Origin of the sequence: Streptomyces sp. NPDC091280 (assembly GCF_044768565.1) — a bacterium.
Classification (GTDB): domain Bacteria; phylum Actinomycetota; class Actinomycetes; order Streptomycetales; family Streptomycetaceae; genus Streptomyces.
On sequence record NZ_JBIVUZ010000008.1, the window covers coordinates 214718 to 241420 of the forward strand.

Consider the following 26703-nt stretch of genomic DNA (forward strand, 5'->3'; position numbering starts at 1 on the left):
GCTGCCGTGCGCTGGCTCAGGACTGCACGGTGAGCTGGAAGGCCTGCGCGGCCGAGCCGTCGCAGGTCCGCTGGGTGAGCTGGACACTGTTGGTCGCCGCCGCGGCGGCGGTCAGGCACTTGCCGCTGTGCCGCGCGACGAAGTGATAGCGCCCGCTCGTCTCCCGCACCGGCTGCCACTGCTGGTTCGTACCGCCGGAGTAGGCCCACAGCTGGAGCGGCGCGTTGTCCGCCGTCGAGCGGTCGGTCACGTCGATGACCTGCGCCGGGTTGCCGCGCGCGGTGATCTCCATGTACCCGCTGTCGGTGGAGCGGAACTGGTACTGCTGCGCCGCCGTACCGTTGCAGGCGTACTGCTGGATCGCCGTGCCGTTGGCCGTGGCCGCCGAACGGGCGTCCACACAGGTGCCGTTGCCGCCGTTCCGCACGGAGTACCAGGCGGTCTCGGAGATCGGCGTGTCCGTCGGCGGGGTCGAAGTGCCGCCCCCGCCCAGCCACTTGAGCCCGTTCAGCAGGAACTGGTTCTGCGTCGCGCTCGCGAAGGTCGACGACAGCCGCGTGTTGGTCGTGTAGTTCATCGCGTTGTGGCCGAAATTCGCGTACAGCATCTTGTACTTGGTGTTGGTCCAGATGATCGGGTAGTACCCGCTGTACCAGGACTGGTTGGGATCCGTGCCGACCGGGAAGCTGCTCGGGTCGATCGACGCCAGGATCTTGATGTCCGGGTTCTGCCGCAGGTCCTTGGACCAGCTGTACCACTCGCTGACCGACGAGGTGAACGTGGCGGGCAGGGCGGCGGTGGGCGGGATCGAGTGGTCCTCCACCTTCAGGGTCACCGAGGTCGGACCCCAGGTGTTGGACACGAAGTTCCCCGAGCCGAGGAACGTGTTGTGGTACCAGGACCAGCTCGCCGCGTCCGTGGTGAAGGCGGAGACATGGAAGCCCATGAAGCCGCCACCGCCCCGCATGTACGCCTCGAATCCGCTGCGTTGGGCGGCCGTCTGCGGCAAGTCGTCGAGGAACAGGACGACTTGGTACGCGTTGACCCCGCCGTCGGCGAGCAGGTCCCAGTCGGTGCTGGCCGTGTAGGTGTAGCCGTTGGCCGCCGCCTGTTGCGGGAACCAGACGTTCGCCTCCTTGTCGAAGTCGATGTGCGCCGCGTCGTAGGTCCCGCTGTAGAGCGCGAGGATCTTGAACGGTGTGGCGGCCGTGCTCGCCTGCGCGAGGGGCGGTACGGACGCGAGGCCGAGCAGGGTCGCCAGCAGGAGCAGGACCCGCAGCAGCGCGCGGGTGGAGCCGGATCTCATGGAGGTGTTCATCGGGTGATCGATCCTTTCCGCGCGGTCTACGGGTAGGTGGTCAAGTAGGCGACGTTGTTACTGGAGTTGGACGGTCCGCCGGTGTTGTTGATGATGTGGCTGATCGTGCCGACCCCGCCCAGCGAGACGGTCACCATGTCGTGGAACCTGACCCCGGACACGCTCGGCACCTCGAAGGCGTGATCGGCGACCACGCCGGAGTTGGAGCTGAAGTAGCAGTAGCTGCCAAGTCCCCACGCCTCGTGGGTGGTTACACCGGCGGCCACCTTGTAGGCGGGGTAGCCCTTGCCGGAGCCGTTCATCCACGAGGCCTGGTTCGGCGGGTCGTAGGGCATCTCGTTCTGGAAGAAGTACGTCCGGCCGCCGTTGCCGTTCCAGACGACCTGGGTCTTCTGGAAGTGCTCGACGAACAGGCCGTACGCCGTGACGTTGGCGCCGTTGACGATCAGCCCGGTGTCGGCCGTGTTGGTGGTCCAGCCGACCGTGCCGGAGTTGCCGTGGTCGGCCCGCCAGATCCAGGTGTGGTCGATGATCGTGTCGGCGCTGTTCACCACAAGGGAGTTGGTGGCCCTGCCGACGGTGGCGCCGCCGATGCGGACGAAGACATCGGACAGCTGTGTCGGGTCGGACGCGTGGGACGCGCTCGCACCGGACGGGCCGATCTGCACCAGTGTCCCGGAGTTGGTGGTGCCCGCGTCGATCAGCAGGCCCGCCAGCTGGATGCCGTCCACGTCGGCCGTCGAGATCGCGGTGATCCCGCCGTCCGGCACGAGGGTGGCGAGGCCCATGCCCAGCACGACCGTGTCGGGGCGGGTGATGTTGAGCGTCTGGTTCAGGTGGTAGACACCGGGAGTGACCAGCAGGTTCTTGCCGGCCGCGAGCGCGGTGTTCATGTCGGCGGCGGTGGCGCCGGGCCTGACGATGTAGAACTGGTCGATCGGCAGGGACTTGCCCGCCGGCGTCTTCCCGCTCCACGTCGTGCCTACGGCGTTGGACTGCAACCCCGGTACGAACACCTGGTAGTTGCCCGCGCTGTCGACGTAGAGGAAGGGCTTCTCGCGGATCGTCGGGGAGCTGGCGACATTGGTGTACGTCGGGAAGGACTGGGCGGGTGCGCCCTGGTCGCCGACGAAGACCATGTTCCAGTTCGAGCCGGACCAACTGCCCATCGTGGAGTTCCTGGTGAGGAACTGCTGCTGCGAGCCGGACTGGATCTGGCCGTCGACCTTGGTGTCGGCGATGAAGCCGCCACTGGACCAACCGCCGTCGTCCAGCGCCAGGTTGCCGCGCACATGCATGCGCCGGTACGGGGCGGCCTGCGAGACGGCCCAACGGTCGCTCCCGCCGGTGGGGTTGACCGACAGGTTCTCGGCGTCGCGCCAGAAGTTCTGCGTGGCGTTGCCCTGGAACCAGTCGGCCTCCGCGTGCACGGAACCGTTGATGGTCACGTCGTCAGGGGAGAAGCCGAGACCCGCGACCTGGGTGTAGAAGCCGACGTTGGCGTTCGCGCTGTACGTGCCCGGCTTGAACAGCAGGGCCTGGCGGGCCGAGCCGAACTGGTTGGTCTCCTGCTGGGCGAAGACCGAGTTCAGCTTCGCCTGGATGCTCGACGCCGACATCGACGGGTCGAACACGGTCACGTTGGGGCCGAAGTCCGGGGTGCCCGGCGGGTTGGTCGTACCGCCGCCGCCCAGCGTGAACGACTGCGCGGCGGTGCCGTTGCAGGTGTACTGCGCGAGTTGGACGCTGTCGGCGGTCGACGCGCTCGGTACGTCGAGGCACTTGCCGCTGTTGCGGTTCACGAAGTGGTAGGCGCCGTCGGCCTCGGCGACCGGCAGCCACTGCTGGTTGTTGCCGCCGCCGTAGGTCCACAGCTGGACGGGTGCGGAGTCGGCGGTCGAGACGTCGGTGACGTCCCAGGCCTCCGCGCCGTTCAGGTTGCTGTTCACGCGGTAGTAGCCGCCGCTGGTGGCCGCCAACTGCCAGTTCTGCGCGGTGCTTCCGTTGCACGCGTACTGCTGGACGGCGGTGCCGTCGGCACTCGCGGCCGAGCGGGCGTCGACACACTTGCCGCTGCCCTTGTTGACCACGGTGGTGTAGCCGGTGGGTATCGCGGCGGCGGCCGAGGGAGCCGCGCTCGCCGAGGCCTGCGCGGCGAACTCGACGCCGCTCATGGTGGTCGCTACGAGCGCGACCGCCGTGAGCGCTCTCGGAACACGGTGGCGGCCGGTCGGTTTCTTCCGTCTGGGCACGGATTCTCCTCGGGTGGTGGGGGGTGGACGCCGCCCGTGTGAAGGCGGTGAGAGGTGAACGCCGGCATTCATGTATGTGAGCGCGAAATACACTCGTGCGAGGTCTGCTGGCTGGTGAACCTAAAGGTCTGCACCAAAGCCGTCAAGAGATGCGACCGGACAAGTCCCGCGGGTCCCGCCTGAGTTGAGAAGTTGTAGGCGAAGGAAAAGAAATGACCAGGACCGTTGAGCGGCCGGTGCGCGCGGGGCACACTGTGCGGGCTTCGTGATGATCGTCAGGGCGTGTGTCGGAGGGGACCATGAACACAGCGGGGACCGCGGAGGTCGCGGTCCGGCACATCCTCGGTGACAAGGTCACCGGCGGCCTCCTCGCGCCGAGGACGCGCACGATCACCTGGTCCGCCGCCCACTACGTGGTCAAGCGGCCCCCGTCCGGCAAGCACACCGTGGAGCTGACCTGCACCGAGTGCTCGGCCTCCCTGCTCGCCGAGGTCCGCGACCACTCCTTCACCCGCACGTTCGCCGCCGTGCTCAAGGTCCTCGGCGTGCTCTGCGCGGTGGTCTTCCTCGCCGCCTTCGCCTATGCCGTCCACGAGGGCGGCAAGACGCTCCCGGAGGGGCAGTCGCTGCCGGTCCTCTTCCCGGTCAGCGTGATCGCCGTCGCCGTGACCTTCGTGGCCGCGCCCACGCTCTACGTGCAGGGCCGGAAGTACAACGGCGTCAGCATGCTCGACGCCCCCAAGCCGCGCCGCCGGCACCAGATAAGGCCGGTCCCGTCGGGGTCGCGGGGCGCGCGAACTCCCCGCTGAGCGCGACGGGCGCGGGCCGTGCGACGGCCCGCGCCCGCGCCCTGCTTGTGCCTCACGCGTTCGGGTCGAAGGAGATGCCGGACGGCTTCGCGATGGACAGGGCGTAGTTGAAGTCGCTGTCCCTGATCTTCAGGGTGGCCGAGCCGAAGTCGGCGGCCAGGAGCTTGTCCTTGAGGCCGGCCGGGTAGCCGTTCCAGCCCACCAGGCGCGGGAAGAACCAGTTGCCGGTGGCGTTCTCCGCGGGCTCGTCGTTCGTGTTGGCGAAGCGGAAGTCGTGCGAGCCGATGCCGTCCTTGTGGTAGACGATCTTGGGGTGCGTGCCGTCGAAGCGCACCCCCGAGGCCGCCGACACCTGGTAGGCGGAGTGCTGCGACACCGACACGTACTGGACCGTGTTGTCCTTGATCCACACCACCACGTGCTCCCAGTCGTGGGTGTGCCCGATCGCCGCCGGACCCAGGGTGACCTGGTCCTTCTCGAAGTAGCTCGCGTACATCACCGCGCACCAGTCGTTGTTGCACTTCTCGCGGGAGTACGTGTTCGCGTTGTTCAGCTGGGCGAGGTCGTGGCAGTGGCCGTTGACGTCGCCGCCGAGCTTGAGCCCGGGGTTGATGGTGCCGTCCAGACCGATGGCGGCCGTGGCGTAGCAGCCGTCGCCGTCGTAGTCGTAGGCCGGGGAGAAGGTCTGCTCCAGGCCGTCGGCGTTCTGCGGGAGCAGGGTGAGGACATTGGCCTGGGCGGCCGTCGCCTGGCCGACCACGAGGGCCAGCGCGCCGAGGACGGTGACGACGGCGGAGCGGCGCAGGCGTCGGCCGCGGGACTTCGGGGTTCTCGCCGGGCTGTCGGTGGGGGGTGTCAGTTCGGGCACGCCGACTCCAGTTCTGGGCTGTGGGGGCGCTCCAGGATGCGCCAGGTCCAGACCTTTGCAGCCGGGTGTGTGCACGTCAACACCCGTGCGATGTACGGGCCTTGGCCCACCGCTGAATTCTCCCGCGCCCCAGGCGACCGCCCGCCGGCCAGCTCCCGGTGTCACCCCTCCGATCGGTCGGGAAGGTCCGGAAGGTCGTCCAGGAAGTCCGCGGACGGCACGAAGAAGAGGCTTCCGGTGACGGCCGTGGAGAAGTCCAGGATGCGGTCGTGGGACGCGGAGTCGGTGCCCAGGAACATGTTGCGCAGCATCTCCTCGGTGACCGAGGGCGTGCGGGCGTACCCGATGAAGTAGGTGCCGAACTCGCCCTGTCCCGCGCTGCCGAAGGGCATGTTGTCGCGCAGGATCTTCCGCTCGGTGCCGTCCGGGCCGGTGATGACGTTCAGCGCGATGTGCGAGTCGGCCGGTTTGACCTCGTCGGCCATCTCCATGTTGGTCGACTTCGTCCGCCCGACGACCCGCTCCTGCTGCTCCACCGTCAACGCGTTCCAGGCGGCCATGTCATGGACGTACTTCTGCACGATCACGTAGCTGCCGCCCGCGAACTCCGGGTCCTCGCCGCCGACCACCACCGCCTGCCGGGCCGCCTCGCCGACGGGGTTCTCCGTGCCGTCGACGAAGCCCAGCAGATCGCGCATGTCGAAGTACTGGAACCCGGACACCTCGTCGCGCACGGACACCGCGTCGCCGAGCCGGCCCATGATCTCGGCGGCCAGCTCGAAGCACAGGTCGGCCCGTCCGGCCTTGATGTGGAACAGCAGGTCGCCGGGGGTGGAGACGGCGGTGTGGCGGGCGCCGGCGAGTTCGCGGAACGGGTGCAGCTCGGCGGGGCGGGGACCGTCGAACAGTCGGTCCCACGCCCGCGATCCGACACCGGTCACGCAGCTCAGCCGCCCGTCCGGGGCGCGGAACCCGATGGAGCGGATCAACCCGCCCAGATCGCCGAGGAGTTGACGCACCCGCCGCGCGCCGCCCGGCTCCACGGTGACGACGAGGAAGGTCGCGCTGGGCGTCAGCGACTCCAGCACCGCCTGCGTGGCCGGGACGGTCCCCGCGCCGCCCGCCGTGCCGTCCGTGCTCTCCACCGAGCCGTCAACTGTCATGAACTCCACGCCTCCGCTGTGTCCTCCGGGACGCCCGGCGGCGCCTCGGAACTCAGCCGAGTTTCCCAGTCCGCGCGTCCCGCCACAGATCCACCCCGCCGTCGACGGCGTACGAGTCGATCTCGGCCAGCTCCTCGGCGGCGAAGTCGAGGTTCTCCAGCGCGGCCACGTTCTGTTCGAGCTGCTCCGTGCGCGAGGCGCCGATCACCAGCGAGGTGACCCGCTCGTCGCGCAGTGCCCAGGCGAGCGCCATCTGGGCGAGGGTCTGACCGCGCTTGGCCGCGATGTCGTTCAGCGCGCGCAGCCGGCGCACCATGTCCTCGGTCAGCCAGCCCGTGTCGAAGGACGTGCCCTGCGCGGCCCGCGAGCCCTCCGGGATGCCCTCCAGGTACCGCCCGGTCAGCAGCCCCTGCGCGAGCGCGGTGAAACCGATGACCCCGAAGCCCTCGTCCCGCGCCGCGTCCAGCAGCCCGTCGTGCTCGATCCAGCGGTTGAGCATGCTGTACGACGGCTGGTGGATGAGCAGCGGTGTGCCCAGCTCGCGGAGGATCGCGGCGGCCTGCCGGGACCGCTCGGCGTCGTAGGACGAGATGCCGACGTAGAGGGCCTTGCCCTGGCGGACGGCGGTGTCCAGCGCGCCCATGGTCTCTTCGAGCGGGGTGCCGGCGTCCAGGCGGTGGGAGTAGAAGATGTCGACGTAGTCGAGGCCGGTCCGCCGCAGGGACTGGTCGAGGGAGGCCAGCACGTACTTGCGGGAGCCGCCGCCCTGGCCGTAGGGGCCGGGCCACATGTCCCAGCCGGCCTTGGTGGAGACGATCAGCTCGTCGCGGTACGGCGCGAGGTCCCGCTTCAGCAGGCGGCCGAAGTTGGACTCGGCGGCGCCGTAGGGCGGGCCGTAGTTGTTCGCCAGGTCGTGGTGGGTGATGCCGAGGTCGAAGGCGCGCAGCGCGATCTCGCGCTGGGTCTCGAAGGGGCGGTCGTCACCGAAGTTGTGCCAGTAGCCGAGGGAGAGCAGGGGCAGGTCGAGTCCCGAGCGGCCCGTGCGGCGGTAGCGCATCGTGGTGTCGTAGCGCCCCGGATCTGCGATGTGGTTCACCGCGCCCACTCTGCCCGCGCCCGCCGCGCGCGTCCAACCGTTCGCGGTCATCGCATTCAGTGGCTACGGCGCATAATCCGGCGGCGGCCCGCCCGCCCCGGGACGACATCAAACTTGAACCATTTGTTTTCTTGAATCACTCGTGTTTATGGCTGTAGGTTGAACGCCATGACCGCTTCCCCGCCTCCGACCACCGCCGAGGAGCTGCGCGGTGCCGGCCTGCGGGTGACGGCAGCCCGCGTCGCACTGCTGGAGACCGTTCGGCACGGTGACCACCTGGACGTCGAGGCCGTCGCCTCCGGCGTCCGTGACCGTGTCGGGCACATATCGCTCCAGGCCGTCTACGACGCCCTCCACGCGCTGACCTCGGCCGGACTCATACGCCGCATCGAACCGGCGGGCAGTCCCGCCCGCTTCGAAGGACGCGTCGGCGACAACCACCACCACCTCATGTGCAGGTCGTGCGGTGTCGTCGCCGACGTCGACTGCGCGGTCGGCGAGGCACCCTGCCTGACCGCCTCCGACGACCACGGCTTCGCGATCGACGAGGCCGAGGTCATCTACTGGGGTCTGTGCCCCACCTGTACCACCGCCCCCAGTTCCTGAGTCACGTGATCCACCCCGTTTGGAAGGATTCCCATGTCTGAGAACCACGACGCAATCGTCACGGACGCGAAGTCGGAGGACACCGGGGGCTGCCCCGTCGCGCACGGGCGCGCCGCGCACCCCACCCAGGGCGGCGGCAACCGTCAGTGGTGGCCCGAGCGCCTCAACCTGAAGATCCTCGCCAAGGACCCGGTGGTCGCCAACCCGCTCGGCGCGGACTTCGACTACGCCGAGGCGTTCGGTGCCCTCGACCTCGCGGCCGTCAAACAGGACATCGCCGAGGTACTGACCACCTCGCAGGACTGGTGGCCGGCGGACTTCGGCAACTACGGCCCGCTGATGATCCGGATGGCCTGGCACAGCGCCGGCACCTACCGCATCAGCGACGGCCGCGGCGGCGGCGGCCGGGGCCAGCAGCGCTTCGCGCCCCTGAACAGCTGGCCGGACAACGGCAACCTGGACAAGGCCCGCCGACTGCTGTGGCCGGTCAAGAAGAAGTACGGCCAGTCCATCTCCTGGGCCGACCTCATGATCCTCACCGGCAACGTGGCGCTGGAGACCATGGGCTTCGAGACCTTCGGCTTCGCCGGTGGCCGCGCCGACGTCTGGGAGGCCGACGAGGACGTCTACTGGGGTCCCGAGACCACCTGGCTCGACGACCAGCGCTACACCGGCGACCGCGAGCTGGAGAACCCGCTCGGCGCCGTCCAGATGGGCCTCATCTACGTCAACCCCGAGGGCCCCAACGGCAACCCGGACCCGCTGGCCGCGGCCCGCGACATCCGTGAGACCTTCCGCCGCATGGCGATGAACGACGAGGAGACCGTCGCCCTCATCGCCGGTGGCCACACCTTCGGCAAGACCCACGGCGCCGGTGACGCGGACCTGGTCGGCGCCGACCCCGAGGCCGCCCCGCTGGAGGCGCAGGGCCTCGGCTGGAAGTCCACCTACGGCAGCGGCAAGGGCGGCGACGCCATCACCTCCGGCCTTGAGGTGACCTGGACCACCAAGCCCACCCAGTGGAGCAACGACTTCTTCGACATCCTCTTCGGCTACGAGTGGGAGCTGACCCAGAGCCCCGCCGGTGCCAACCAGTGGGTGGCCAAGGACGCCGAGGCGATCATCCCCGACGCCCACAGCGACGCCAAGAAGCTCCCCACGATGCTCACCACCGACCTCTCGCTGCGCTTCGACCCGATCTACGGCGAGATCTCCAAGCGCTTCCACGAGCACCCGGACCAGTTCGCGGACGCCTTCTCCCGCGCCTGGTTCAAGCTGACCCACCGCGACCTGGGCCCGAAGTCCCTCTACCTCGGCCCGGAGGTCCCCGCCGAGACCCTGCTGTGGCAGGACCCGCTGCCGCAGGCCGAGGGCGAGACCATCGACGCCGCCGACGTCACGGCCCTCAAGGCGAAGATCCTCGCCTCCGAGCTGACCGTCTCCCAGCTGGTCTCCGCCGCGTGGGCGTCCGCCTCCACCTTCCGCGGCAGCGACAAGCGCGGTGGCGCCAACGGCGCCCGCATCCGCCTGGAGCCGCAGCGCGGCTGGGAGGCCAACGACCCCGACCAGCTCGCCCAGGTGCTGCGGGTCCTCGAAGGCGTCCAGCGGGAGTTCAACTCCGGCGCCAAGAAGGTCTCCCTCGCCGACCTGATCGTCCTCGGCGGTGCCGCCGCGGTCGAGAAGGCCGCCAAGGACGGCGGCGTCGACGTCGAGGTCCCCTTCACGCCGGGCCGTGTCGACGCCACCGAGGAGCACACGGACGTCGAGTCGTTCGCCGCGCTGGAGCCGGCCTCCGACGGCTTCCGCAACTACCTCGGCAAGGGCAACCGCCTCCCCGCCGAGTACCTGCTGCTCGACCGCGCCAACCTGCTCACGCTGAGCGCCCCCGAGCTGACCGTCCTCGTCGGCGGCCTGCGCGTCCTCGGCGCCAATCAGGGCCAGTCCACCCACGGTGTCCTCACCGACAAGGTCGGCACGCTGACGAACGACTTCTTCGTCAACCTGCTCGACCTGGGCACCACCTGGTCCTCGACCTCCTCGGACCAGCAGACCTTCGAGGGCCGTGACGCCTCCGGCGCGGTCAAGTGGACCGGCACCCGTGCCGACCTGGTCTTCGGCTCGAACTCCGAGCTGCGCGCGCTCGCCGAGGTCTACGCGAGCGACGACGCGAAGGAGAAGTTCGTGAACGACTTCGTCGCCGCCTGGGTCAAGGTCTCCGACCTGGACCGCTTCGACCTGGTCTGAACAGTCCGCACCACCTGATGTCCGGGTCGGCCCGCACGGGCCGGCCCGGACATCGCTCCGTCACCGAACCCGTGGCACAGGAGCGCACGTTCGTCACATAAGCTCCTGCGCATGAACGAGGGGGAGACCGACAGACGGGTCGTCGACGGCCGCTTCGAGCTGGAGTCCCGGCTCGGCGGCGGAGGCATGGGCACGGTCTGGCGCGCCCGCGACCTGCTCCTGCACCGCCATGTCGCCGTCAAGGAGGTCCGTCCGCCGGACGTCGACCTCGCCGAGTACGACCCCGGCGCCGCCGAGACGCTCCGCCAGCGGGTCCTGCGCGAGGCACGGGCACTGGCCCGGGTCCAGCACCCGAACGTGGTGACGATCCATCACATCGTCGACGGCGGCGAGGGCACCTACCCCTGGCTCGTCATGGAACTCGTCCAGGGCGGCTCGCTGGCCGACCGGTTGGAGCGGGGACCGATGGCACCGGCCGAGGCCGCCCGGCTCGGCTCCGGAGTGCTCGACGCGCTGAACGCGGCACACCAGGCGGGCGTCCAGCACCGTGACGTGAAACCCGCCAACGTCCTGCTGCGCACCGACGGCCGCCCCGTCCTCACCGACTTCGGCATCGCCGCGATCCGCGACGCCACCGCGCTCACCGCCACCGGCTCCATCATCGGCACCCCCGACTACATGGCCCCAGAACGGGTCTCCGGCCACAGCGGCGGCCCCGCCGCCGACCTCTGGTCGCTGGCGATGATGCTGTACGTCGCGGTCGAGGGCCACCATCCGCTGCGGCGCGGTACGACCCTGGCGACGCTGGCCGCCGTACTCCAGGAAGAGGTTCCGCCGCCGGTACGGGCCGGGTCGCTGACCCCGGTGCTGTCGTGTGTGCTGGTGCGTGATCCGCAGGGGCGGCCGGACGCGGGGACGGTGGCGCGGATGCTGGCCGTCGCGGCGGCCCAGCCGGAGACCCGCGGTCCCGAGACCACGTCGTACCCCCTCGCGCCCCCGGCCCCGCCGGTGCTCCCGCCCACCGACGACATGCAGGTCGCCCAGCGGCGCGGCCGGAAGGCGAAGCGGTCACCGGCTGTCGCGGTCGCGGCGAGCGTCGTGGGCGTCCTGCTCGTCGGCACGCTCACCTGGAAGCTGCTGCCGGGCGGGGACGACAAGAACGACGCGATCCAGTCGCCGGGCGCCACCGGACAGACCCAGCAGACCCAGCGGACCCAGGGGACTTCGCCCACGACCACCCCCAGCGCGACGTCCGAGAAGACCACGAACCTCCTCACCCCGAACGGCATCCGCACCGCGATCAAGGCCATCGAGAAGGAGACGGGACGGGACAGCTTCGGCGGCCTGACCGTCTATCCGGAGTACGTCATGGCCGATGTGATGGTGAAGGGCAGCCGCACCAAGTACGACTCGTACACCTATCGCGTCGGAAGCGGTGTCGAGAAGGACATCATCTCGGGCAAGTTGATGGACGGCTTCGAACCGGTCGACCTGCGGGAATACGAGTGGGACGCCGTTCCCGCGCTGCTCACGCGTGCGGGCAAGGTGCTCAACGTGAAGAACCCGACGTCCCGTTACCTGGTGGTCCAGGGCGCGTGGAAGACCTTCAACGATCCCGAGTACATGTCCGTCTACCTGAGCGACGCGTACCAGTCGAGCGGCTACCTGGAGGCCACTCCCCAGGGCAAGGTCACCAAGGTGACGCCCGCCGACGACTAGGTTCGCCCCATGCCCACCCTGCTGATCGTCCATCACACCCCGTCGCCCAACTGCCAGTCGATGTTCGAGGCCGTCGTCTCCGGAGCGACGACCCCGGAGATCGAGGACGTCCGGGTCGTACGCCGTGCCGCCCTGTCCGCGACCGTGTCGGACGTGCTGGCCGCCGACGGGTTTGTGCTGGGCACGCCCGCGAACCTCGGGTACATGTCCGGTGCCCTCAAGCACTTCTTCGACCAGGTCTACTACCCGTGCCTGGACCAGACGCGCGGCCGGCCCTTCGGGTACTACGTGCACGGCGGGAACGACGTGACCGGAGCCGTGCGGGGTATCGAGGCGATCACCACCGGACTGGGCTGGCGGCGGGTGGCGGAGCCGGTGACGCTCACCGGCGAGCCCGACAGGGCGGGCATCGAGGCCTGCTGGGAACTCGGGGCGACGGTCGCCGCCGGACTGACGGCCTGAGCGGTCGGCCGGAGGGGGTGGCCGGAAGGGGCGGCATGAGGGGCGGGCGCCACCCGTTCGGCCGTCGAAGAGTGTCGGGACCCCCCGGAGCACCCTCAGCGTGGAGGGACATGCCCCTCCGAGTGACAGGAGTTCTTCATGAGGAAGCGTCTGACGGCCGTGGCGGGTCTGGCTGGTGCGGCGTTGCTGCTGGCTGCCGGTACGGCGAGCGCGGACCCCGACCCCGTGGGTACCGCCGTCGGCAGCCCGGGCGTGCTCTCCGGAAACGTCATCCAGATCCCCGTGGACCTGGACCTCAACCTGTGCGGCAACACGATCAACGTGATCGGGCTGCTGAACCCGGCCGTGGGCAACCACTGCCAGGGCTGACGAGCCGTGCCGTGGACGAGCCGTGGGCCCCGCGCCCACGGCTCGTTCCGTGCGGTCGGGGGCGTACGTCAGGGCACGTCGGTCAGCCGGTGCAGCGGGGTGCCGTGGGCCCAGCGCCGTAGTCGCGCGCCGTCGATGAGCTGGACGCCGCCCTGACGGCGTGCCCACTGCACATCGCGTCCGCTGAAGGTCCCCCGGTGGACGACGAGCCGCAGATGCGGCCCGGAACCGGCCGTGCGCCCGGAGCGCGTGGGGGCCTCCTCGTCGGGCAGCGGTTCGGCGACCGGCCGGAAGGCCACCTCCAGCCGGCGACCGCGCCGGTCGCGCGCGTGCACCCGGGTGCGGCCCATCGGGTCGGAGCGGGCGAGCGCCCGCCAGCCGTCCCGGCGCAGCATCCGCGAGACGGCCAGCGCGAGCCCCTCCACATCCAGGTCGGCGATCTCCTCGGGCGTGTAGAAGCCCAGGCGGCGACGGGCCAGCGGCCGGTGGTGCACGACCGCCGCCCCGACGACCACACCGATCAGCGCCAGGCCCCCGACGAGCGCGCCGGTGCCGAGGGCGCGGTACGCCACGGCGAGGCCGGCCACGATCCCGCACACGACGGCGGCCACCGCCACCAGCGCGGGCAGCACCTCGGGCAGTCCGGGGCCGTAGCGTCCCTGGGCGCGCAGCGCGCGGATCGTCTCGCGCCGTAGCGAACGGCGTGACGCGCGCTTCCGATTCCTCCACAACCTCTGCGTCAACAGGGCCAACTCCCCCCACCCCCAAGCGCGTTGGCGCCTGCGGTACTGATACCCGGGGGAGGCGGTCCATGTGCGCGCCGACCGCGAACCGGCCACCGAAGCGGCCGAACCATTTCGACGCGCTCCTGCCCCCGGGGGCGGTGAACTCCTCCCTCCCGACCTCTGGCCCCCGGGACTTACCGCCCGGTATACAAGCCAGTGGATTGAGAGACGACCACGTCGGGCCGCCCGCCGCGCCGTCTCCTACCTGGGGGAGGACTCCATGAACCGTGAGACGCATCCGGCCGCGACGGCGCACCACCGCGGCAGGGCCGCGGCGGTCGCGGCGGCGGTCAGCGGCTGCGCCCTCGTCGTCGCGTCGGCGGCACCCGCCGCGGCACACGACCGGGGCCCCGGCCACGACCGCACCACGCGGTACGTGTCGCTCGGGGACTCCTACACGTCGGGCCCGTACATACCGACCCAGGTGGACGCCAACTGCGCCCGCTCCGACCAGAACTACCCCTCGGTGGTGACGGCCGACCAGAGAGGTACCGTCCTGACCGACGTGAGCTGCGCGGGCGCGAAGACCGACCAGATGTGGCAGGCCCAGGGCACCAACCCGCCCCAACTCGACGCCGTGCAGCGGGACACGGACCTGGTGACCCTCCAGATCGGTGGCAACGACATCGGGTACGCCTCCATCATCGCCACCTGCGCCAAGCTCAGCGCCACGGACCTGACGGGCAACCCGTGCCAGCGCTACTACAACTCCACGGGCACCGACCAGTTGGCGCTCGCCACCCTCGACACCGCGCCCAAGGTGGCCAAGGTGCTGCGGACCATCCACAAGAAGGCACCGCACGCGCGCGTGCTGGTCGTCGGCTACCCGGACCTGCTGCCCGACGACGGCAGCGGCTGCTACCCGCAAGTGCCGTTCGCCACCAAGGACTTCCCGTATCTGCGGGACGTCGACAAGCACCTCAACCTGATGCTCCGCGTGGTGGCCGCGCTCAACGGCGCGGAGTACGTGGACACTTACGGCCCGACCGTCGGCCACGACATGTGCAAGGCCCCCGCCGACCGCTGGATCGAACCCTTGCAGCCCGCCTCACCGGCGGCTCCGGCGCACCCCAACGCCAAGGGCGAGGCGGCGATGGCGGGCGCGGTCCTCAAGCAGCTGGAGCGGCGCCACCGCCACTGACGGACAGCGGCGGCCCCGGTTTTCCACAGGCCCAGGTGGTGTACTCGCGAAACGCGCCCCTGACGAGGAAAGATGGGGCCGTACGCGAAGTCGGTCGATGCGGAGGAGCGGTCAGATGCCACACGAGCGAGCGGGCGAACAGGCCCGTGCCGAGGATCTCGTAGACGTGGCCCGACTGGTCACCGCTTACTACGCGCTGCACCCGGACCCCGCCGAGCCGGGGCAGCGCGTCGCGTTCGGCACCTCCGGGCACCGCGGGTCGTCCCTGAACACCGCGTTCAACGAGGACCACATCGCCGCCACCAGCCAGGCGATCTGCGAGTACCGGGCGGGCCGGGGCACCGACGGCCCGCTCTTCCTCGGCGCGGACACCCACGCGCTGTCCGCGCCCGCGACCGTCACCGCGCTGGAGGTGTTCGCGGCCAACGAGGTCACCGTCCTCATCGACAGCGCGGACGGCTACACGCCCACCCCGGCGGTGTCCCACGCGATCCTCACCCACAACCGCGGCCGGACCTCGGGCCTCGCCGACGGGGTGGTGGTCACCCCCTCGCACAACCCGCCCGCGGACGGCGGCTTCAAGTACAACCCGCCGAACGGCGGACCGGCCGGTTCCGAGATCACCTCGTGGATCCAGGACCGCGCCAACGAGATCATCGCGGGCGGCATGAAGGACGTGCGCCGCATCCCGTACACGCGGGCCCTGGCCGCGCCCGGCACGGGCCGCCACGACTTCCTCGGCAGCTATGTCGCCGACCTGCCGAACGTCCTCGACCTGGACGCGATCCGGACCGCCGGGGTGCGGATCGGCGCCGACCCGCTGGGCGGGGCGTCCGTCGCCTACTGGGGCCGGATCGCCGAGGAGCACCGGCTCGACCTGACCGTGGTCAACCCGCTCACGGACCCGACCTGGCGGTTCATGACGCTGGACTGGGACGGCAAGATCCGCATGGACTGCTCGTCGCCGTACGCGATGGCCTCGCTGATCGCCCAGCGCGACCGGTTCGACATCGCCACCGGCAACGACGCCGACTCGGACCGGCACGGCATCGTCACCCCCGACGCCGGTCTGATGAACCCCAACCACTACCTGGCCGTGGCCATCTCGTACCTCTACGCCCACCGCGAGCGGTGGCCCGCGGACGCCGGGGTGGGCAAGACGCTGGTGTCCTCGTCGATGATCGACCGGGTCGCCGCCGACCTCGGACGCCGGCTCGTCGAGGTGCCCGTCGGCTTCAAGTGGTTCGTGGACGGACTGGTCGACGGCTCGCTCGGCTTCGGCGGCGAGGAGTCGGCCGGCGCGTCCTTCCTGCGCCGGGACGGCTCCGTGTGGACCACCGACAAGGACGGCATCATCCTGGCGCTGCTCGCCGGCGAGATCACCGCCGTCACCGGGAAGACGCCCTCGCAGCACTACGCGGCCCTCACCGACCGCTTCGGCACCCCGGCCTACGCCCGCATCGACGCCCCCGCCTCGCGCGAGGAGAAGGCGCTGCTCGCCAAGCTCTCGCCCGCGCAGGTCACCGCCGACACCCTGGCCGGTGAGCCGGTCACCGGCGTGCTGACCGAGGCACCCGGCAACGGCGCGGCCCTCGGCGGCATCAAGGTGACCACCGCCAACGCCTGGTTCGCGGCCCGGCCCTCCGGCACCGAGGATGTGTACAAGATCTACGCCGAGTCCTTCCTCGGGCCCGACCACCTCGGCCAGGTGCAGGAGGAGGCCAGGGCCGTGGTCGGGGCGGCGCTGGACGGCTGACCGCCTGGTCGGCCGTGCCGTCGCCCGTGACCGGAATGAACGGTGGGGCGGCCGGTGTTGGGCCGACACGTGAGTCACGACGCCAGGTGGAGTTGAACCCCGTATGTCCCTCGAAGCCACCGACTACACGGGGCAGACGTCGTGCGGCGACGAGGCCCGCACCCCGCTGCGCGACTTCCTGCGGACCGAGACCGGAAGCGCCGCCGTCCTGGTGGCGGCGGCGTTGGTCGCCCTCGTCTGGGCCAATGCCACCCCCTCGGCCTACGAGTCGTTCTGGCACACCGACCTCTCCGTACGGGTCGGCTCGCACGGGGTCTCCCTCGGTCTGCGGGAGTGGGTCAACAGCGGGCTGATGACCCTGTTCTTCCTCGTCGTCGGCCTGGAGGCGCGCCGCGAGTTCGACATGGGCGAGCTGCGCGAACGCAAGCGGCTGGCGCTGCCGCTGGTCGCGGGCCTGAGCGGCATGCTCGTGCCGGTCGGCATCTACCTGGCGATCAACGCCGGCCACGGAACGGCGGGCGGCTGGGGCGCGGCGATGTCCACCGACACCGCGTTCGCGCTCGGCATGCTCGCCGTCGTCGGCCGGGGCATGCCGCCCGGACTGCGGGTCTTCCTCCTCACGATCACCGTCGTCGACGACTTCCTGGCGCTCGTGGTGATCGCCGTCTTCTACAGCGACCGCATCGCGCTGCCGGCGCTCCTGGTCGCCGTGGGCACGTTCGCCGTCGTCCTGGCGCTGCGGCGGTCCGGGGTGCGCCGGGGCCCGGTGTACGCGCTGCTCGGGGTCGTCGCCTGGGTCGCGCTGCTCGAATCGGGCGTGGACCCCGTCGTCATCGGCCTCGCCATGGGGCTGATCACCTACGCCTACCCGGCCGGGCGCGACGACCTGGAGCGCGCCACCGGACTGTTCCGCCTCTTCCGCGAGCAGCCCACCCCCGAACTCGAACGCGACGTACGGGCCGGTATCGCCGCGTCCATCTCCCCGAACGACCGGCTCCAGCGCATGTACCACCCGTGGGCGAGCTATGTCGTGGTCCCGCTGTTCGCGCTGGCCAACGCGGGATTGCAGCTCAGCGGGGAGCAGCTGGCGAGAGCCTTCACCTCGCCGGTCGGGCTGGGCATCCTCGTCGGATACGTCGTGGGCAAACCGCTGGGCATCGTCGCCTCGACGGCGCTGACCGGCCTCCTGTCGCGCGGCCGGGTCCGGCCGCCGGTCGGCTGGGGCGCCGTGACCACGGGCGGCACCCTGGCGGGCGTCGGCTTCACTGTCTCCCTGCTCATCGCGACGCTCGCCTTCGACGGGACCACCCTGGAGGACGCGAAGACGGGCATCCTCAGCGCCGTCGTCGGCTCGTTCCTGGTGTCCCGGCTGGTCACCGGGGTGATCGGACTGCTGCCGCCGCAGATCCGGCCCCGGGTGCTGTTCGGCCGGGCGGAGACCATCGTCGACCTGTCCGTCCCGGTCGACCCCGACCGCGACCACCTGCGCGGCCCGCGCCACGCCCCGGTGACCGTTGTGGAGTACGGCGACTACGAGTGCCCGTACTGCGGCCAGGCCGAGCCGGTCGTGCGTGAGCTGCTCGGCGACTTCGGGGACGAGGTGCGGTACGTGTGGCGGCACCTCCCGCTCACCGACGTCCATCCGCACGCCCAGCTCGCCGCCGAGGCGGCCGAGGCCGCCGCCCTCCAGGGCGGCTACTGGGACATGCACGACCTGCTGCTGAGCCACCAGGGCGCCCTGCGCCTGAAGGACCTGCTGGGCTACGCCGAACGGATCGGCCTGGACACCGCCCGCTTCGAACGCGACATGCGGGCGCACGCCGGGACGGGCCATGTCGCCGAGGACGTGGAGTCGGCCGATCTCAGCGGGGTCGCGGGCACCCCCACCTTCTTCGTGAACGGCCGCCGCCACTACGGCGCCTACGACATCGACGGCCTCTCCCAGGCCGTACGGGCGGCCAGGGAGAGGGCCGCGGTACGGGTCTAGGGGGCGGGAATGCGCCGGGGGGTGCCGGTGTTGGAACGCATGTAGCTGACATGCTCGGGACAAAAAACCCGGGATGTGGGCGGAAGGAGGTCCTCATGGCACGCACCACGAACCGTCCCGTCGTCACCCTCAGGTCGACGGCCGGGACCGGCGTCACCTACGTGACCCGCAAGAACCGGCGCAACGACCCCGACCGGCTGGTCCTGCGCAAGTACGACCCGGTCGCGGGCGAGCACGTCGAATTCCGCGAACAGCGTTGAACCCCGCACAGCGGCCGTCCCTCCAGGGGCGGCCTGAGGAAGGAAACACCATGAGGTCCGGCATCCACCCCGTGTCCCGTCCCGTCGTCTTCCGCGACCTCGCGGCGGACACCGCGTTCCTGACCACCTCGACCGCGCGCTCGGCGCGCACGATCGAGTGGGCGGACGGGAACACCTACCCGCTGATCGACGTGGAGATCTCGTCGGCCAGCCACCCCTTCTACACCGGCAACACGCGGGTCGTGGACACCGCCGGCCGCGTGGAGCGCTTCGAGCGCCGCTACGGGAGGACGTCATGAAGGTCCGCAAGTCCCTGCGCTCGCTGAAGGCCAAGCCCGGCGCGCAGGTGGTCCGCCGCCGCGGTGTGACGTTCGTCATCAACAAGAAGGACCCGCGCTTCAAGGCCCGCCAGGGCTGACCCGGCGCACACGGCCCATCGGCCCGGCCCCGCCACGGCGGTGGCCGGGCCGTTGTCGTGCCGTCACCGCCCGTCCTGATCCATCGCGCCCCGGAGGTAGGCAAATCGGTTCTTTATGCTTATAGCGGCACCAAACCCTTTGGAGTGGTCGATGTCCCGGAAGCGCCCCACGGACGACGGCGACGAGCTGCTGGCCAGGCTCGGGACGCTGACCGCCCAGGCACGCGAGCGGGCGGAGCTCCAGCGCTCCCTGCTCCAGCTGGCCGTCGCGCTCCAGCGAGGCATGCTGCCCGGGGACATGCCTGTCACCCCCCGCTTCCACCTGGCGGTGAAGTACTCGCCCGCCAACCACGGCCTGAACGTGGGCGGCGACTGGTACGACGCCTTCACCATGCCCGACGGGCGCATAGGCCTGTCCATCGGAGACGTCCAGGGCCACAACATCGAGGCCGCCGCGTTCATGGGCCAGGTCCGGGTCGGCCTGCGCGCCCTCGCCTCCGTCACCAGCGAGCCCGGCGAACTCCTCGCCCTCACCAACGACCTGCTCCTCTCCCTCGGCACCGAACTCTTCGCGACCTGCACCTTCGTCCGGCTCGACCCGGCCACCGGAGTGCTGGAGAGCGCCCGGGCCGGACACATACCCTCCGTCTGGGCCACCGCGGACGGCCGGTGCGGCATCGCCGACGACGAGGGCGGACCGCCGCTCGGCATCGTCGCCGGACAGCGCTACCCGGTCAGCGAGCACCGGCTCACCGCCGGCGGAGTCTTCGTCCTGGTGACCGACGGAGTGGTCGAGGGCCCCTCGATGAGCGTCGACGAAGGCCTCGACCAGGTGATGCGCCTCGCAGGGATCGCCGCCGTCGCGGGCATGGAGGCGGGCTCGCTCGCCGCCGCCGTGATCAAGGGCGCCGAGCGGGTGGGACACGAGGACGACGCGGCCGTCCTGGTCGTGGGACACGACGCGCCCGGGACCGGGTCGTAGGCCGCCCCCGCGTCGCTCGCCTCGCCGACACGGCGGGGTCGGTGTCTGATGGCAGCTGTGGTGGGTTTCGATGATCTGCGGCGACCGGCCGGGTACGCCCTCCTGACGCTGGCCGTCGCGGGCTGCTACTTCGCGGCGGGACGGCTCGGCCTGCTCCGCGAGCTGGTGGTCGACGGCGCCGTCTTCACCCCGATCTACCCTCCCACCGGCGTAGCGGTGGCCGCCCTGCTGATCTTCGGGCTGCGGGTCTGGCCCGGCATCGCCCTCGGCATCCTGTTCGTGGTCATGTCCCTCACCTCGCTCCAGCCGACCGCGCTCGTCGTCCTCGCCGGCAACACCCTGGCGCCCGTCTGCGCCTGTCTGATGCTGCGCCGGGTGGGTTTCCGCACCGACCTCGGCAGACTCCGCGACGGCCTCGCCCTCGTCTTCCTGGGCGCCTTGACCGCCATGCTGATCAGCGCGACCTGCGCGGTCGGCCTGCTCGTCGCCACCGACAAGCTCGGCTCGCACTCCTTCTGGCCGGTCTGGCTGGGCTGGTGGGTGGGCGACGCGATGGGCGTGCTCATCGTCACCCCGCTGCTGCTCATGCTGCGCACGGTCCGCCTCCCGCTGGAGCTGCGCCGCTGGAAGGAGGCCCTGCCGCTGGCCGCCACCGTCGCCGTCGTCGTCCCCCTGGTCACCCACAGCCACGTCAGCATGCTGTTCCTGGTCTACCCCCTGCTGATCTGGGCCGCGCTGCGGTTCCGGTTCGCGGGCAGCATGCTGTGCGCCCTGTTCGCCTCCGTCATGGCCACCATCGCGGCGACCCGGCAGTCGGGCCCCTTCGCCGACCTCACGCATGTCGAGGTGATGATGAAACTCCAGGCATTCAACGGCACGATGGCCCTCACCGCCCTGCTGCTCTCCTCCGTCATCACCGAGCAGCGCAACACCAGACTCTCGGTGGAACAGGCCTGCCAGGAACTGGCCGAGGTCCTGGAACACCTCACCGCGGGCGACCCCCGCCAGGGCGGCCGGCCCTGACCCTCCGGACCCGTCAGGGGAGCCGGGCGTCGCCCCTGCGGCGCAGCACCAGCAGCGCGGTGTCGTCGCGGGGCGTACCCGCCGTATGGCGGCGCAGATCGCCGTAGAGCGTGGCCGGAACGTCCTTCGGGAGGACATCGCCCCAAGCCGCGGCCCGCTCCTCAAGGGGGTAGAACGCGCCGGACGGATCACGTGCCTCGGTCACGCCGTCCGTGCAGAGCAGGAGCGTCCCGTCGGCGGGGAACGCGAACCACTCGACGGTACGGGGCTCGGGCGCCAGCGCGTCCAGGCCCAGCGGCACGCACGGCTCCTGCCGCAGTACCGGGGCGGCCCGCTCCGCGCGCAGCAGCAGCGGCGCCACATGACCGCAGTTGATCGCCTGGACCTCCTGCTCGCCGTCGATGCCCAGGACGATCGCCGTCACGAACCGCTCCCGCTCACCGGTCTGGGCCGCGAAGGAGTTGTGCCGCAGCACCGCCTCCTCCAGGGCGTCCACCACGGCCGTGAGCGTGGGCTCGGCCACCGCCGCCTCGCGGAAGGCGCTCAGCACCGCGAAGGCGGCGCTGATCGCCTGGAGGCCCTTGCCCTGCACGTCGGCGATGAAGACCCGGGTGCCGTAGGGGGAGGCGACGACCTCGTAGACGTCACCGCCCACCCGGCTGTCCTCCTCCACCGGCCGGTACAGGCCGTGGACCAGCAACTGGTCGGTCATCAGGGGGAACGGGCGCAGGATCTGCCGTTGCAGGGCAGCCGCCGCCGAGCGCAGCCGGGCGATCTCGCCCTCCCAGCGGATCCGCTGCGCCGCCCGCGCCACGCTGAGACCGTTGAACACCAGAGCGAAGGCGATGACCGCCGCGTCCGCGCCGACCGTGCGCAACGGGCTGTCGAAGAGGGAACCGGCGATGACGATCGTCACCCACACGGACGCCACCGTGGTCTGACGCACAGTGCCGCGCCCCGCGATCAGCGCCGGCAGGACCACCAGAAAGGGTGCCGGCCGGGTGTCGCGGCCCAGCGCGATACCGGTCAGGGCCACCAGCGCCGTGCTGCTGACCAGCCAGAACACCACCACGGCCCAGCTGAGCGGAGGCGTGGACCGCTGTCCGGCGTCTACCGAGACGGAAGCGGCCGGATCTCCAGAGATACGCACCGGCCCTCCCACTGCCTGCCCTCGTCGGCCAACCGTCGGGAACACTTCCCACTCTTCAATATCAGCCCCATGTGTACCGTACGCGAGCCGCACCACCACTCCGGCCCGCACCCGGGACGCGCCTGACCCCGTCAGGGGGCTAGATTCCGATCCGTGTGTTCGTCCGAGGGTGGGGGAGTGGGGAGAGCGTGTTCATCTGGCGCACACTGCGGGGTGAATGGCAGGGCATCGTCGTCGATCCCGTACGACAGCTGCTGCGGCGCGGACTGCCGGGCATGTCCCTGGCGTTCGTCGCCGCCTTCGGCGTCATCTTCTTCCACGCGCTGGCGCAGCGGCCGGGCGGCGCCTCGATCGTCCGGCACCTCGGCGGTGTCCAGGGCGACCTGCCCCTGTGGCTCGCCCTGCTGCGCACCCCCATATCGCTGTACGTGCCGGCCCTCGACCTGCCCGTGTGGGCCGGCATCACCCAGCTGTTCCTGGCGTTCGCGCTCGCCGAGCTGGCGCTCGGCCGGGTCCGCACCCTGGTCGTCGCCTACGCGACCACCCTGGCGGGGACCCTCACGGTGCGCGTCATGCTCCTGATCGGGCCCGGCTGCGGGGGGATCGGGCTGAAGCCCGAGATCGGGCACATCCTCGACACCGGGCCGTCCGCAGCGGTCGTAGGACTCTTCACCTATCTCTCCGTCGTCCGGCGCGCGCCCATCGTCTTCTTCCTCACCGGCGGGTCGATGGTGTGGGAGTCGATCGTGAAGCCCAACCTGGCGGGCCGCGAGCATCTCGTCGCGGTGGCCGCCGCCATCGTCCTGGGCGTGGTCCACGAAGTGCGTCAGAAGCGTCAGAAGCGTTCGGCCGTCGGCACACTGCTCCCGCACATCAAGGCGGACCGGCCGGTCAGGCCTGAGGCACGCTGCCCATCTCCGCGCTGAAGCCCACCGGCTCGCTGTCGAACCCGCGCACCATCGGGCGGAACTCCCAGTCACCGGAGGCGTCCTTGGTGAACTCGCCGACCGTCGCCGCGGTGGATGCGCCCAGCGTGGAGAAGTCGTCCGACAGCAGCTCCTTGTACCCCTCCACGATCTGCGTCCTGGCGTGCGAGAGATCGCCGAAGGTGCGCGTCCCGCCGTTCTGATGGATCGCCACCCCCACCACCACCCGCCCGAAGGTCGGGGCCAGGCGGTCGAGTTCCAGCACCATCACCTCGATGTCGCCGTAGCCCTGACCGGTCTCGCTGTGCCGGCTCATGTTGATGGTGCCGTCCGGCGCGCGGGTCTCGGAGTTGACGACGTAGACCGGTCGTCCGTGCGGGGCGGCGGCCGTGTAGGTCGCCGCGACGATGTCCAGTCGGCACGGTCGGCTGCCCCAGGGGCTGGGATCCCAGCGGAGCCGTACCTCGATCTTGCCCGCCACCTTGCTGATGCTGCTCACCGGATGCCGCTCTCCCGATTCAGACCAGGACGGGACGATCCCCCGTATGGTCAAGTATGGCTCTTCGGGGGTCGGTTGATGCCGTCCGGGCGGTTCTGACATGCCCGGGATCAAGCACGGCGGATCGCGTCCACCAGTCCGGCGACGAGCCGCGCCCGCTCCACCATCGACGCGACCTCCAGGTACTCGTGGTCGGCGTGCGCGCCGCCCCCGACCGCACCCAGTCCGTCGAGCGTGGGCACGCCGAGCGCGGCCGTGAAGTTGCCGTCGCTGCCACCGCCGACCGCTCTGCCTTCGAGACCGGGCAGCAGCCGCCGGGCCACCGCGAACAGTCCGGCCGACGCCGACTCGGGCATCGGCGGCCTGCCGACCCCTCCCCGTACGGTGATCACGGCCTCGGCGAGACGCGGGGTCAGCGCCGCGAACGCGGACTCGACGCGCCGTGTCTCCCCGGCCGACTCGACGCGGACGTCCACGACGACGGTCGCCGCCGCCGGTACGACGTTGTCCAGCGTGCCCGCCGAAGCGACGGTCGGGGTGACCGTCGTACCGATCTCGGGCCGCCCCAACTCCGCGATGGCCAGCACCTGGTGGGCCGCCTCGACCAGCGCGTTCACCCCGGCGGCGGGCTCAAGGCCGGCGTGCGAGGCCCGGCCCGTGACCGACACCTCGAAGGTGCCGCAGCCCTTGCGGCCGGTCTTCACGCCCCCGCCGTCGGCGGCACCCTCGGCCACCAGCACGGCACCGCAGGCGAGGGCGCGTTCCTCGATGAGGGCCCGGGAGAAGTGGGAGCCGACCTCCTCGTCGGCCGTCACCAGGATCTCGACGCCCGACCGGTCGTCCAGCGACGCCAGCCCGTGGATCGCCTGCACCAGACCGCCGAGCATGTCGAAGACACCGGGTCCGGTCGCCCGACCGTGCTCGACCCGGAAGGGGCGGCGGGCGAGTGTGCCGAGCGGGAACACGGTGTCGTGGTGACCGAGGACCAGCACGCGCGGGGTGCCACCGCCGGACCAGTGGACATGCGGCCCGCCCTCGCTGTCGACGAGCACGGCCCGCCCGCCGAGCCGGGCCTCGATGACGGCGGCGACGGTCTCGGCCGATCTCCGCAGCGCCTCCAGGACCCGGGAGGGGGACTCGACCTCGACGAGGGTCCGCAGGTCTTCGATCATCGCGTCGACATTCGGGTCGACCGTCTCGCTTGTGGTCACCAGGGAAGGGTACGCGGGTCCCGTCCACGATCGGACGGACGAAGGGCCGGTCCGACGGCGAACCCGTCGAACCGGCCCAACGGCCTTGCGGACAACCGGAGTTCGGTCAGTCCGTGCCGGACTCCATCGCGGCGCGGTCCAGCAGCGCGTCGTCCTCGTCGACCTCGCCCCGGGAGGCGATGGCCTCGGCGCCGCCCTCCGGCATGCTGCCGATGAGGCCGGTCGCGGCGGCCTGCGCGGCGCCGATCGCGGTGTTGCCGGCGCCGATCAGACCGAGGCCCGCGTACTGCTCCAGCTTGGCGCGGGAGTCGGCGATGTCGAGGTTGCGCATGGTGAGCTGGCCGATCCGGTCCACCGGGCCGAACGCCGAGTCCTCGGTGCGCTCCATCGACAGCTTGTCCGGGTGGTAGCTGAACGCCGGGCCGGTGGTGTCGAGCAGCGAGTAGTCCTCGCCGCGCCGCAGCCGCAGGGTGACCTCACCGGTGACCGCCGAGCCGACCCAGCGCTGGAGGGACTCGCGGACCATCAGGGCCTGCGGGTCCAGCCAGCGGCCCTCGTACATCAGGCGGCCCAGGCGCCGGCCCTCGTTGTGGTACTGGGCGAGGGTGTCCTCGTTGTGGATCGCGTTCACAAGGCGCTCGTAGGCCGCGTGCAGGAGGGCCATGCCGGGCGCCTCGTAGATGCCGCGGCTCTTGGCCTCGATGATCCGGTTCTCGATCTGGTCGGACATGCCCATGCCGTGCCGGCCGCCGATGGCGTTGGCCTCCATCACCAGGTCGACGGGGGAGGCGAACTCCTTGCCGTTGATCGTCACCGGGCGGCCCTGGTCGAAGCCGATCGTGACGTCCTCGGTGGCGATCTCGACCGACGGGTCCCAGAACCGGACGCCCATGATCGGCTCCACGGTCTCCACGCCCGTGTCCAGGTGCTCCAGCGTCTTGGCCTCGTGGGTGGCGCCCCAGATGTTGGCGTCGGTGGAGTACGCCTTCTCCGTGCTGTCCCGGTAGGGCAGCTCGTGCGCGAGCAGCCACTCCGACATCTCCTTGCGGCCGCCCAGCTCGGTCACGAAGTCCGCGTCCAGCCAGGGCTTGTAGATCCGCAGATGCGGGTTGGCGAGCAGGCCGTAGCGGTAGAACCGCTCGATGTCGTTGCCCTTGAAGGTCGAGCCGTCGCCCCAGATCTGGACGTCGTCCTCCAGCATCGCCCGGACCAGCAGGGTGCCGGTGACGGCACGGCCCAGCGGGGTGGTGTTGAAATAGGCGCGCCCGCCGGAGCGGATGTGGAACGCCCCGCAGGTCAGCGCGGCCAGACCTTCCTCGACCAGCGCCGCACGGCAGTCGACCAGACGCGCGATCTCGGCGCCGTAGGCCTGCGCGCGGCCGGGCACCGAGGCGATGTCGGGCTCGTCGTACTGGCCGATGTCGGCGGTGTAGGTGCAGGGGACGGCACCCTTGTCGCGCATCCAGGCGACCGCGACCGAGGTGTCGAGTCCGCCCGAGAAGGCGATGCCGACGCGCTCGCCGGTGGGGAGGGAGGTGAGGACCTTAGACATAGGAAGATTATGCATGCTCGCGCATGGTCATGCAAAGTCCCCCTGCTGGAGCAGTTCCGCCGGGCACCCCGGAAGCGGTGCGGTGCCCGGCGGAACCTGCCTCGCCG

25 protein-coding genes are annotated in these 26703 nt (G+C 70.8%); 15 read left to right on the forward strand and 10 right to left on the reverse strand.

The window, feature by feature from the left end; all coding sequences use genetic code 11:
- Nucleotides 1-16: 16 nt before the first annotated feature.
- Nucleotides 17-1318, reverse strand: a complete 1302-nt coding sequence (locus ACIQPR_RS24775; RefSeq protein ID WP_403651929.1) for a ThuA domain-containing protein — start codon at nt 1316-1318, stop codon at nt 17-19.
- Nucleotides 1319-1344: 26 nt separating this feature from the next.
- Nucleotides 1345-3492 carry an RICIN domain-containing protein gene (locus ACIQPR_RS24780; RefSeq protein WP_403652670.1) on the reverse strand — a complete coding sequence of 716 codons (2148 nt, stop codon included), beginning with the start codon at nt 3490-3492 and terminating at the stop codon, nt 1345-1347.
- A gap of 377 nt (nt 3493-3869) precedes the next feature.
- Between ACIQPR_RS24780 and ACIQPR_RS24785 the strand changes: the two genes are divergently transcribed.
- Nucleotides 3870-4379, forward strand: coding sequence for a hypothetical protein (locus tag ACIQPR_RS24785; RefSeq protein WP_403651931.1), 510 nt, complete (start codon nt 3870-3872; stop codon nt 4377-4379).
- A 52-nt stretch (nt 4380-4431) separates the two neighbouring features.
- Here the strand turns inward: ACIQPR_RS24785 and ACIQPR_RS24790 are convergent, their stop codons facing one another.
- The 3 genes from ACIQPR_RS24790 to mgrA form a co-directional block, all read right to left on the reverse strand.
- Nucleotides 4432-5184: an NPP1 family protein gene (locus ACIQPR_RS24790; protein WP_403652673.1), complete on the reverse strand. Its 753-nt coding sequence runs from the start codon at nt 5182-5184 to the stop codon at nt 4432-4434.
- 224 nt (nt 5185-5408) lie between these two features.
- Nucleotides 5409-6410: a Dyp-type peroxidase gene (locus ACIQPR_RS24795; RefSeq protein WP_403651934.1), complete on the reverse strand. Its 1002-nt coding sequence runs from the start codon at nt 6408-6410 to the stop codon at nt 5409-5411.
- Between the two features lie 52 nt (nt 6411-6462).
- Nucleotides 6463-7506 carry an L-glyceraldehyde 3-phosphate reductase gene (gene mgrA / locus ACIQPR_RS24800; RefSeq protein WP_403651937.1) on the reverse strand — a complete coding sequence of 348 codons (1044 nt, stop codon included), beginning with the start codon at nt 7504-7506 and terminating at the stop codon, nt 6463-6465.
- A 168-nt stretch (nt 7507-7674) separates the two neighbouring features.
- Here mgrA and ACIQPR_RS24805 point away from each other — a divergent pair, with 168 nt between their 5' ends.
- The 5 genes from ACIQPR_RS24805 to ACIQPR_RS24825 all read left to right on the forward strand — a co-directional run bounded on the left by ACIQPR_RS24805 (nt 7675) and on the right by ACIQPR_RS24825 (nt 12906).
- On the forward strand, nt 7675-8112 hold the full coding sequence (locus ACIQPR_RS24805) for a Fur family transcriptional regulator (RefSeq protein WP_403651940.1): 438 nt from the start codon (nt 7675-7677) through the stop codon (nt 8110-8112).
- A 33-nt stretch (nt 8113-8145) separates the two neighbouring features.
- Nucleotides 8146-10356, forward strand: a complete 2211-nt coding sequence (gene katG / locus ACIQPR_RS24810) for a catalase/peroxidase HPI (RefSeq protein ID WP_403651943.1) — start codon at nt 8146-8148, stop codon at nt 10354-10356.
- Between the two features lie 111 nt (nt 10357-10467).
- Nucleotides 10468-12075, forward strand: a complete 1608-nt coding sequence (locus ACIQPR_RS24815; RefSeq protein ID WP_403651946.1) for a serine/threonine-protein kinase — start codon at nt 10468-10470, stop codon at nt 12073-12075.
- Between the two features lie 9 nt (nt 12076-12084).
- A complete protein-coding gene (locus tag ACIQPR_RS24820) occupies nt 12085-12537 on the forward strand; it encodes a flavodoxin family protein (protein WP_403651949.1) in 453 nt (150 codons plus the stop codon).
- Nucleotides 12538-12675: 138 nt separating this feature from the next.
- Entirely contained in the window at nt 12676-12906 is a 231-nt protein-coding gene (locus tag ACIQPR_RS24825; protein ID WP_403651951.1) for a chaplin, read from the forward strand.
- Between the two features lie 68 nt (nt 12907-12974).
- Here the strand turns inward: ACIQPR_RS24825 and ACIQPR_RS24830 are convergent, their stop codons facing one another.
- A complete protein-coding gene (locus ACIQPR_RS24830; RefSeq protein ID WP_403651954.1) occupies nt 12975-13649 on the reverse strand; it encodes a hypothetical protein in 675 nt (224 codons plus the stop codon).
- A 262-nt stretch (nt 13650-13911) separates the two neighbouring features.
- Between ACIQPR_RS24830 and ACIQPR_RS24835 the strand changes: the two genes are divergently transcribed.
- The 8 genes from ACIQPR_RS24835 to ACIQPR_RS24870 all read left to right on the forward strand — a co-directional run bounded on the left by ACIQPR_RS24835 (nt 13912) and on the right by ACIQPR_RS24870 (nt 21258).
- Complete coding sequence (locus ACIQPR_RS24835) at nt 13912-14832, forward strand: SGNH/GDSL hydrolase family protein (protein WP_403651957.1); 921 nt, start codon at nt 13912-13914, stop codon at nt 14830-14832.
- 115 nt (nt 14833-14947) lie between these two features.
- A complete protein-coding gene (gene pgm, locus ACIQPR_RS24840; RefSeq protein ID WP_403651960.1) occupies nt 14948-16588 on the forward strand; it encodes a phosphoglucomutase (alpha-D-glucose-1,6-bisphosphate-dependent) in 1641 nt (546 codons plus the stop codon).
- Between the two features lie 103 nt (nt 16589-16691).
- Nucleotides 16692-18575, forward strand: coding sequence for a Na+/H+ antiporter NhaA (gene nhaA / locus ACIQPR_RS24845; RefSeq protein ID WP_403651963.1), 1884 nt, complete (start codon nt 16692-16694; stop codon nt 18573-18575).
- Nucleotides 18576-18670: 95 nt separating this feature from the next.
- A complete protein-coding gene (rpmG, locus tag ACIQPR_RS24850) occupies nt 18671-18835 on the forward strand; it encodes a 50S ribosomal protein L33 (RefSeq protein ID WP_019068175.1) in 165 nt (54 codons plus the stop codon).
- 50 nt (nt 18836-18885) lie between these two features.
- Entirely contained in the window at nt 18886-19134 is a 249-nt protein-coding gene (locus tag ACIQPR_RS24855) for a type B 50S ribosomal protein L31 (RefSeq protein ID WP_403651966.1), read from the forward strand.
- Nucleotides 19131-19253: a type B 50S ribosomal protein L36 gene (gene ykgO / locus ACIQPR_RS24860; protein ID WP_006130958.1), complete on the forward strand. Its 123-nt coding sequence runs from the start codon at nt 19131-19133 to the stop codon at nt 19251-19253. Before ACIQPR_RS24855 ends, ykgO begins: the two co-directional genes overlap by 4 nt.
- Nucleotides 19254-19404: 151 nt before the next feature.
- A complete protein-coding gene (locus tag ACIQPR_RS24865) occupies nt 19405-20235 on the forward strand; it encodes a PP2C family protein-serine/threonine phosphatase (protein WP_403651970.1) in 831 nt (276 codons plus the stop codon).
- A 48-nt stretch (nt 20236-20283) separates the two neighbouring features.
- Entirely contained in the window at nt 20284-21258 is a 975-nt protein-coding gene (locus tag ACIQPR_RS24870; RefSeq protein WP_403651973.1) for an MASE1 domain-containing protein, read from the forward strand.
- A 13-nt stretch (nt 21259-21271) separates the two neighbouring features.
- On the opposite strand, the gene ACIQPR_RS24875 is transcribed toward ACIQPR_RS24870, so the two are convergent.
- A complete protein-coding gene (locus ACIQPR_RS24875; RefSeq protein ID WP_403651976.1) occupies nt 21272-22408 on the reverse strand; it encodes a PP2C family protein-serine/threonine phosphatase in 1137 nt (378 codons plus the stop codon).
- A 188-nt stretch (nt 22409-22596) separates the two neighbouring features.
- Here ACIQPR_RS24875 and ACIQPR_RS24880 point away from each other — a divergent pair, with 188 nt between their 5' ends.
- Nucleotides 22597-23334, forward strand: coding sequence for a hypothetical protein (locus ACIQPR_RS24880; protein WP_403651978.1), 738 nt, complete (start codon nt 22597-22599; stop codon nt 23332-23334).
- Here ACIQPR_RS24880 and ACIQPR_RS24885 read toward each other — a convergent pair.
- The 3 genes from ACIQPR_RS24885 to argG all read right to left on the reverse strand — a co-directional run bounded on the left by ACIQPR_RS24885 (nt 23300) and on the right by argG (nt 26596).
- Complete coding sequence (locus ACIQPR_RS24885) at nt 23300-23833, reverse strand: TerD family protein (protein WP_403651981.1); 534 nt, start codon at nt 23831-23833, stop codon at nt 23300-23302. The genes ACIQPR_RS24880 and ACIQPR_RS24885 overlap by 35 nt on opposite strands.
- Before the next feature lie 110 nt (nt 23834-23943).
- On the reverse strand, nt 23944-25005 hold the full coding sequence (locus ACIQPR_RS24890) for a M20/M25/M40 family metallo-hydrolase (RefSeq protein ID WP_403652676.1): 1062 nt from the start codon (nt 25003-25005) through the stop codon (nt 23944-23946).
- A gap of 145 nt (nt 25006-25150) precedes the next feature.
- Nucleotides 25151-26596: an argininosuccinate synthase gene (argG, locus tag ACIQPR_RS24895; RefSeq protein WP_403651984.1), complete on the reverse strand. Its 1446-nt coding sequence runs from the start codon at nt 26594-26596 to the stop codon at nt 25151-25153.
- Nucleotides 26597-26703 lie beyond the last annotated feature (107 nt).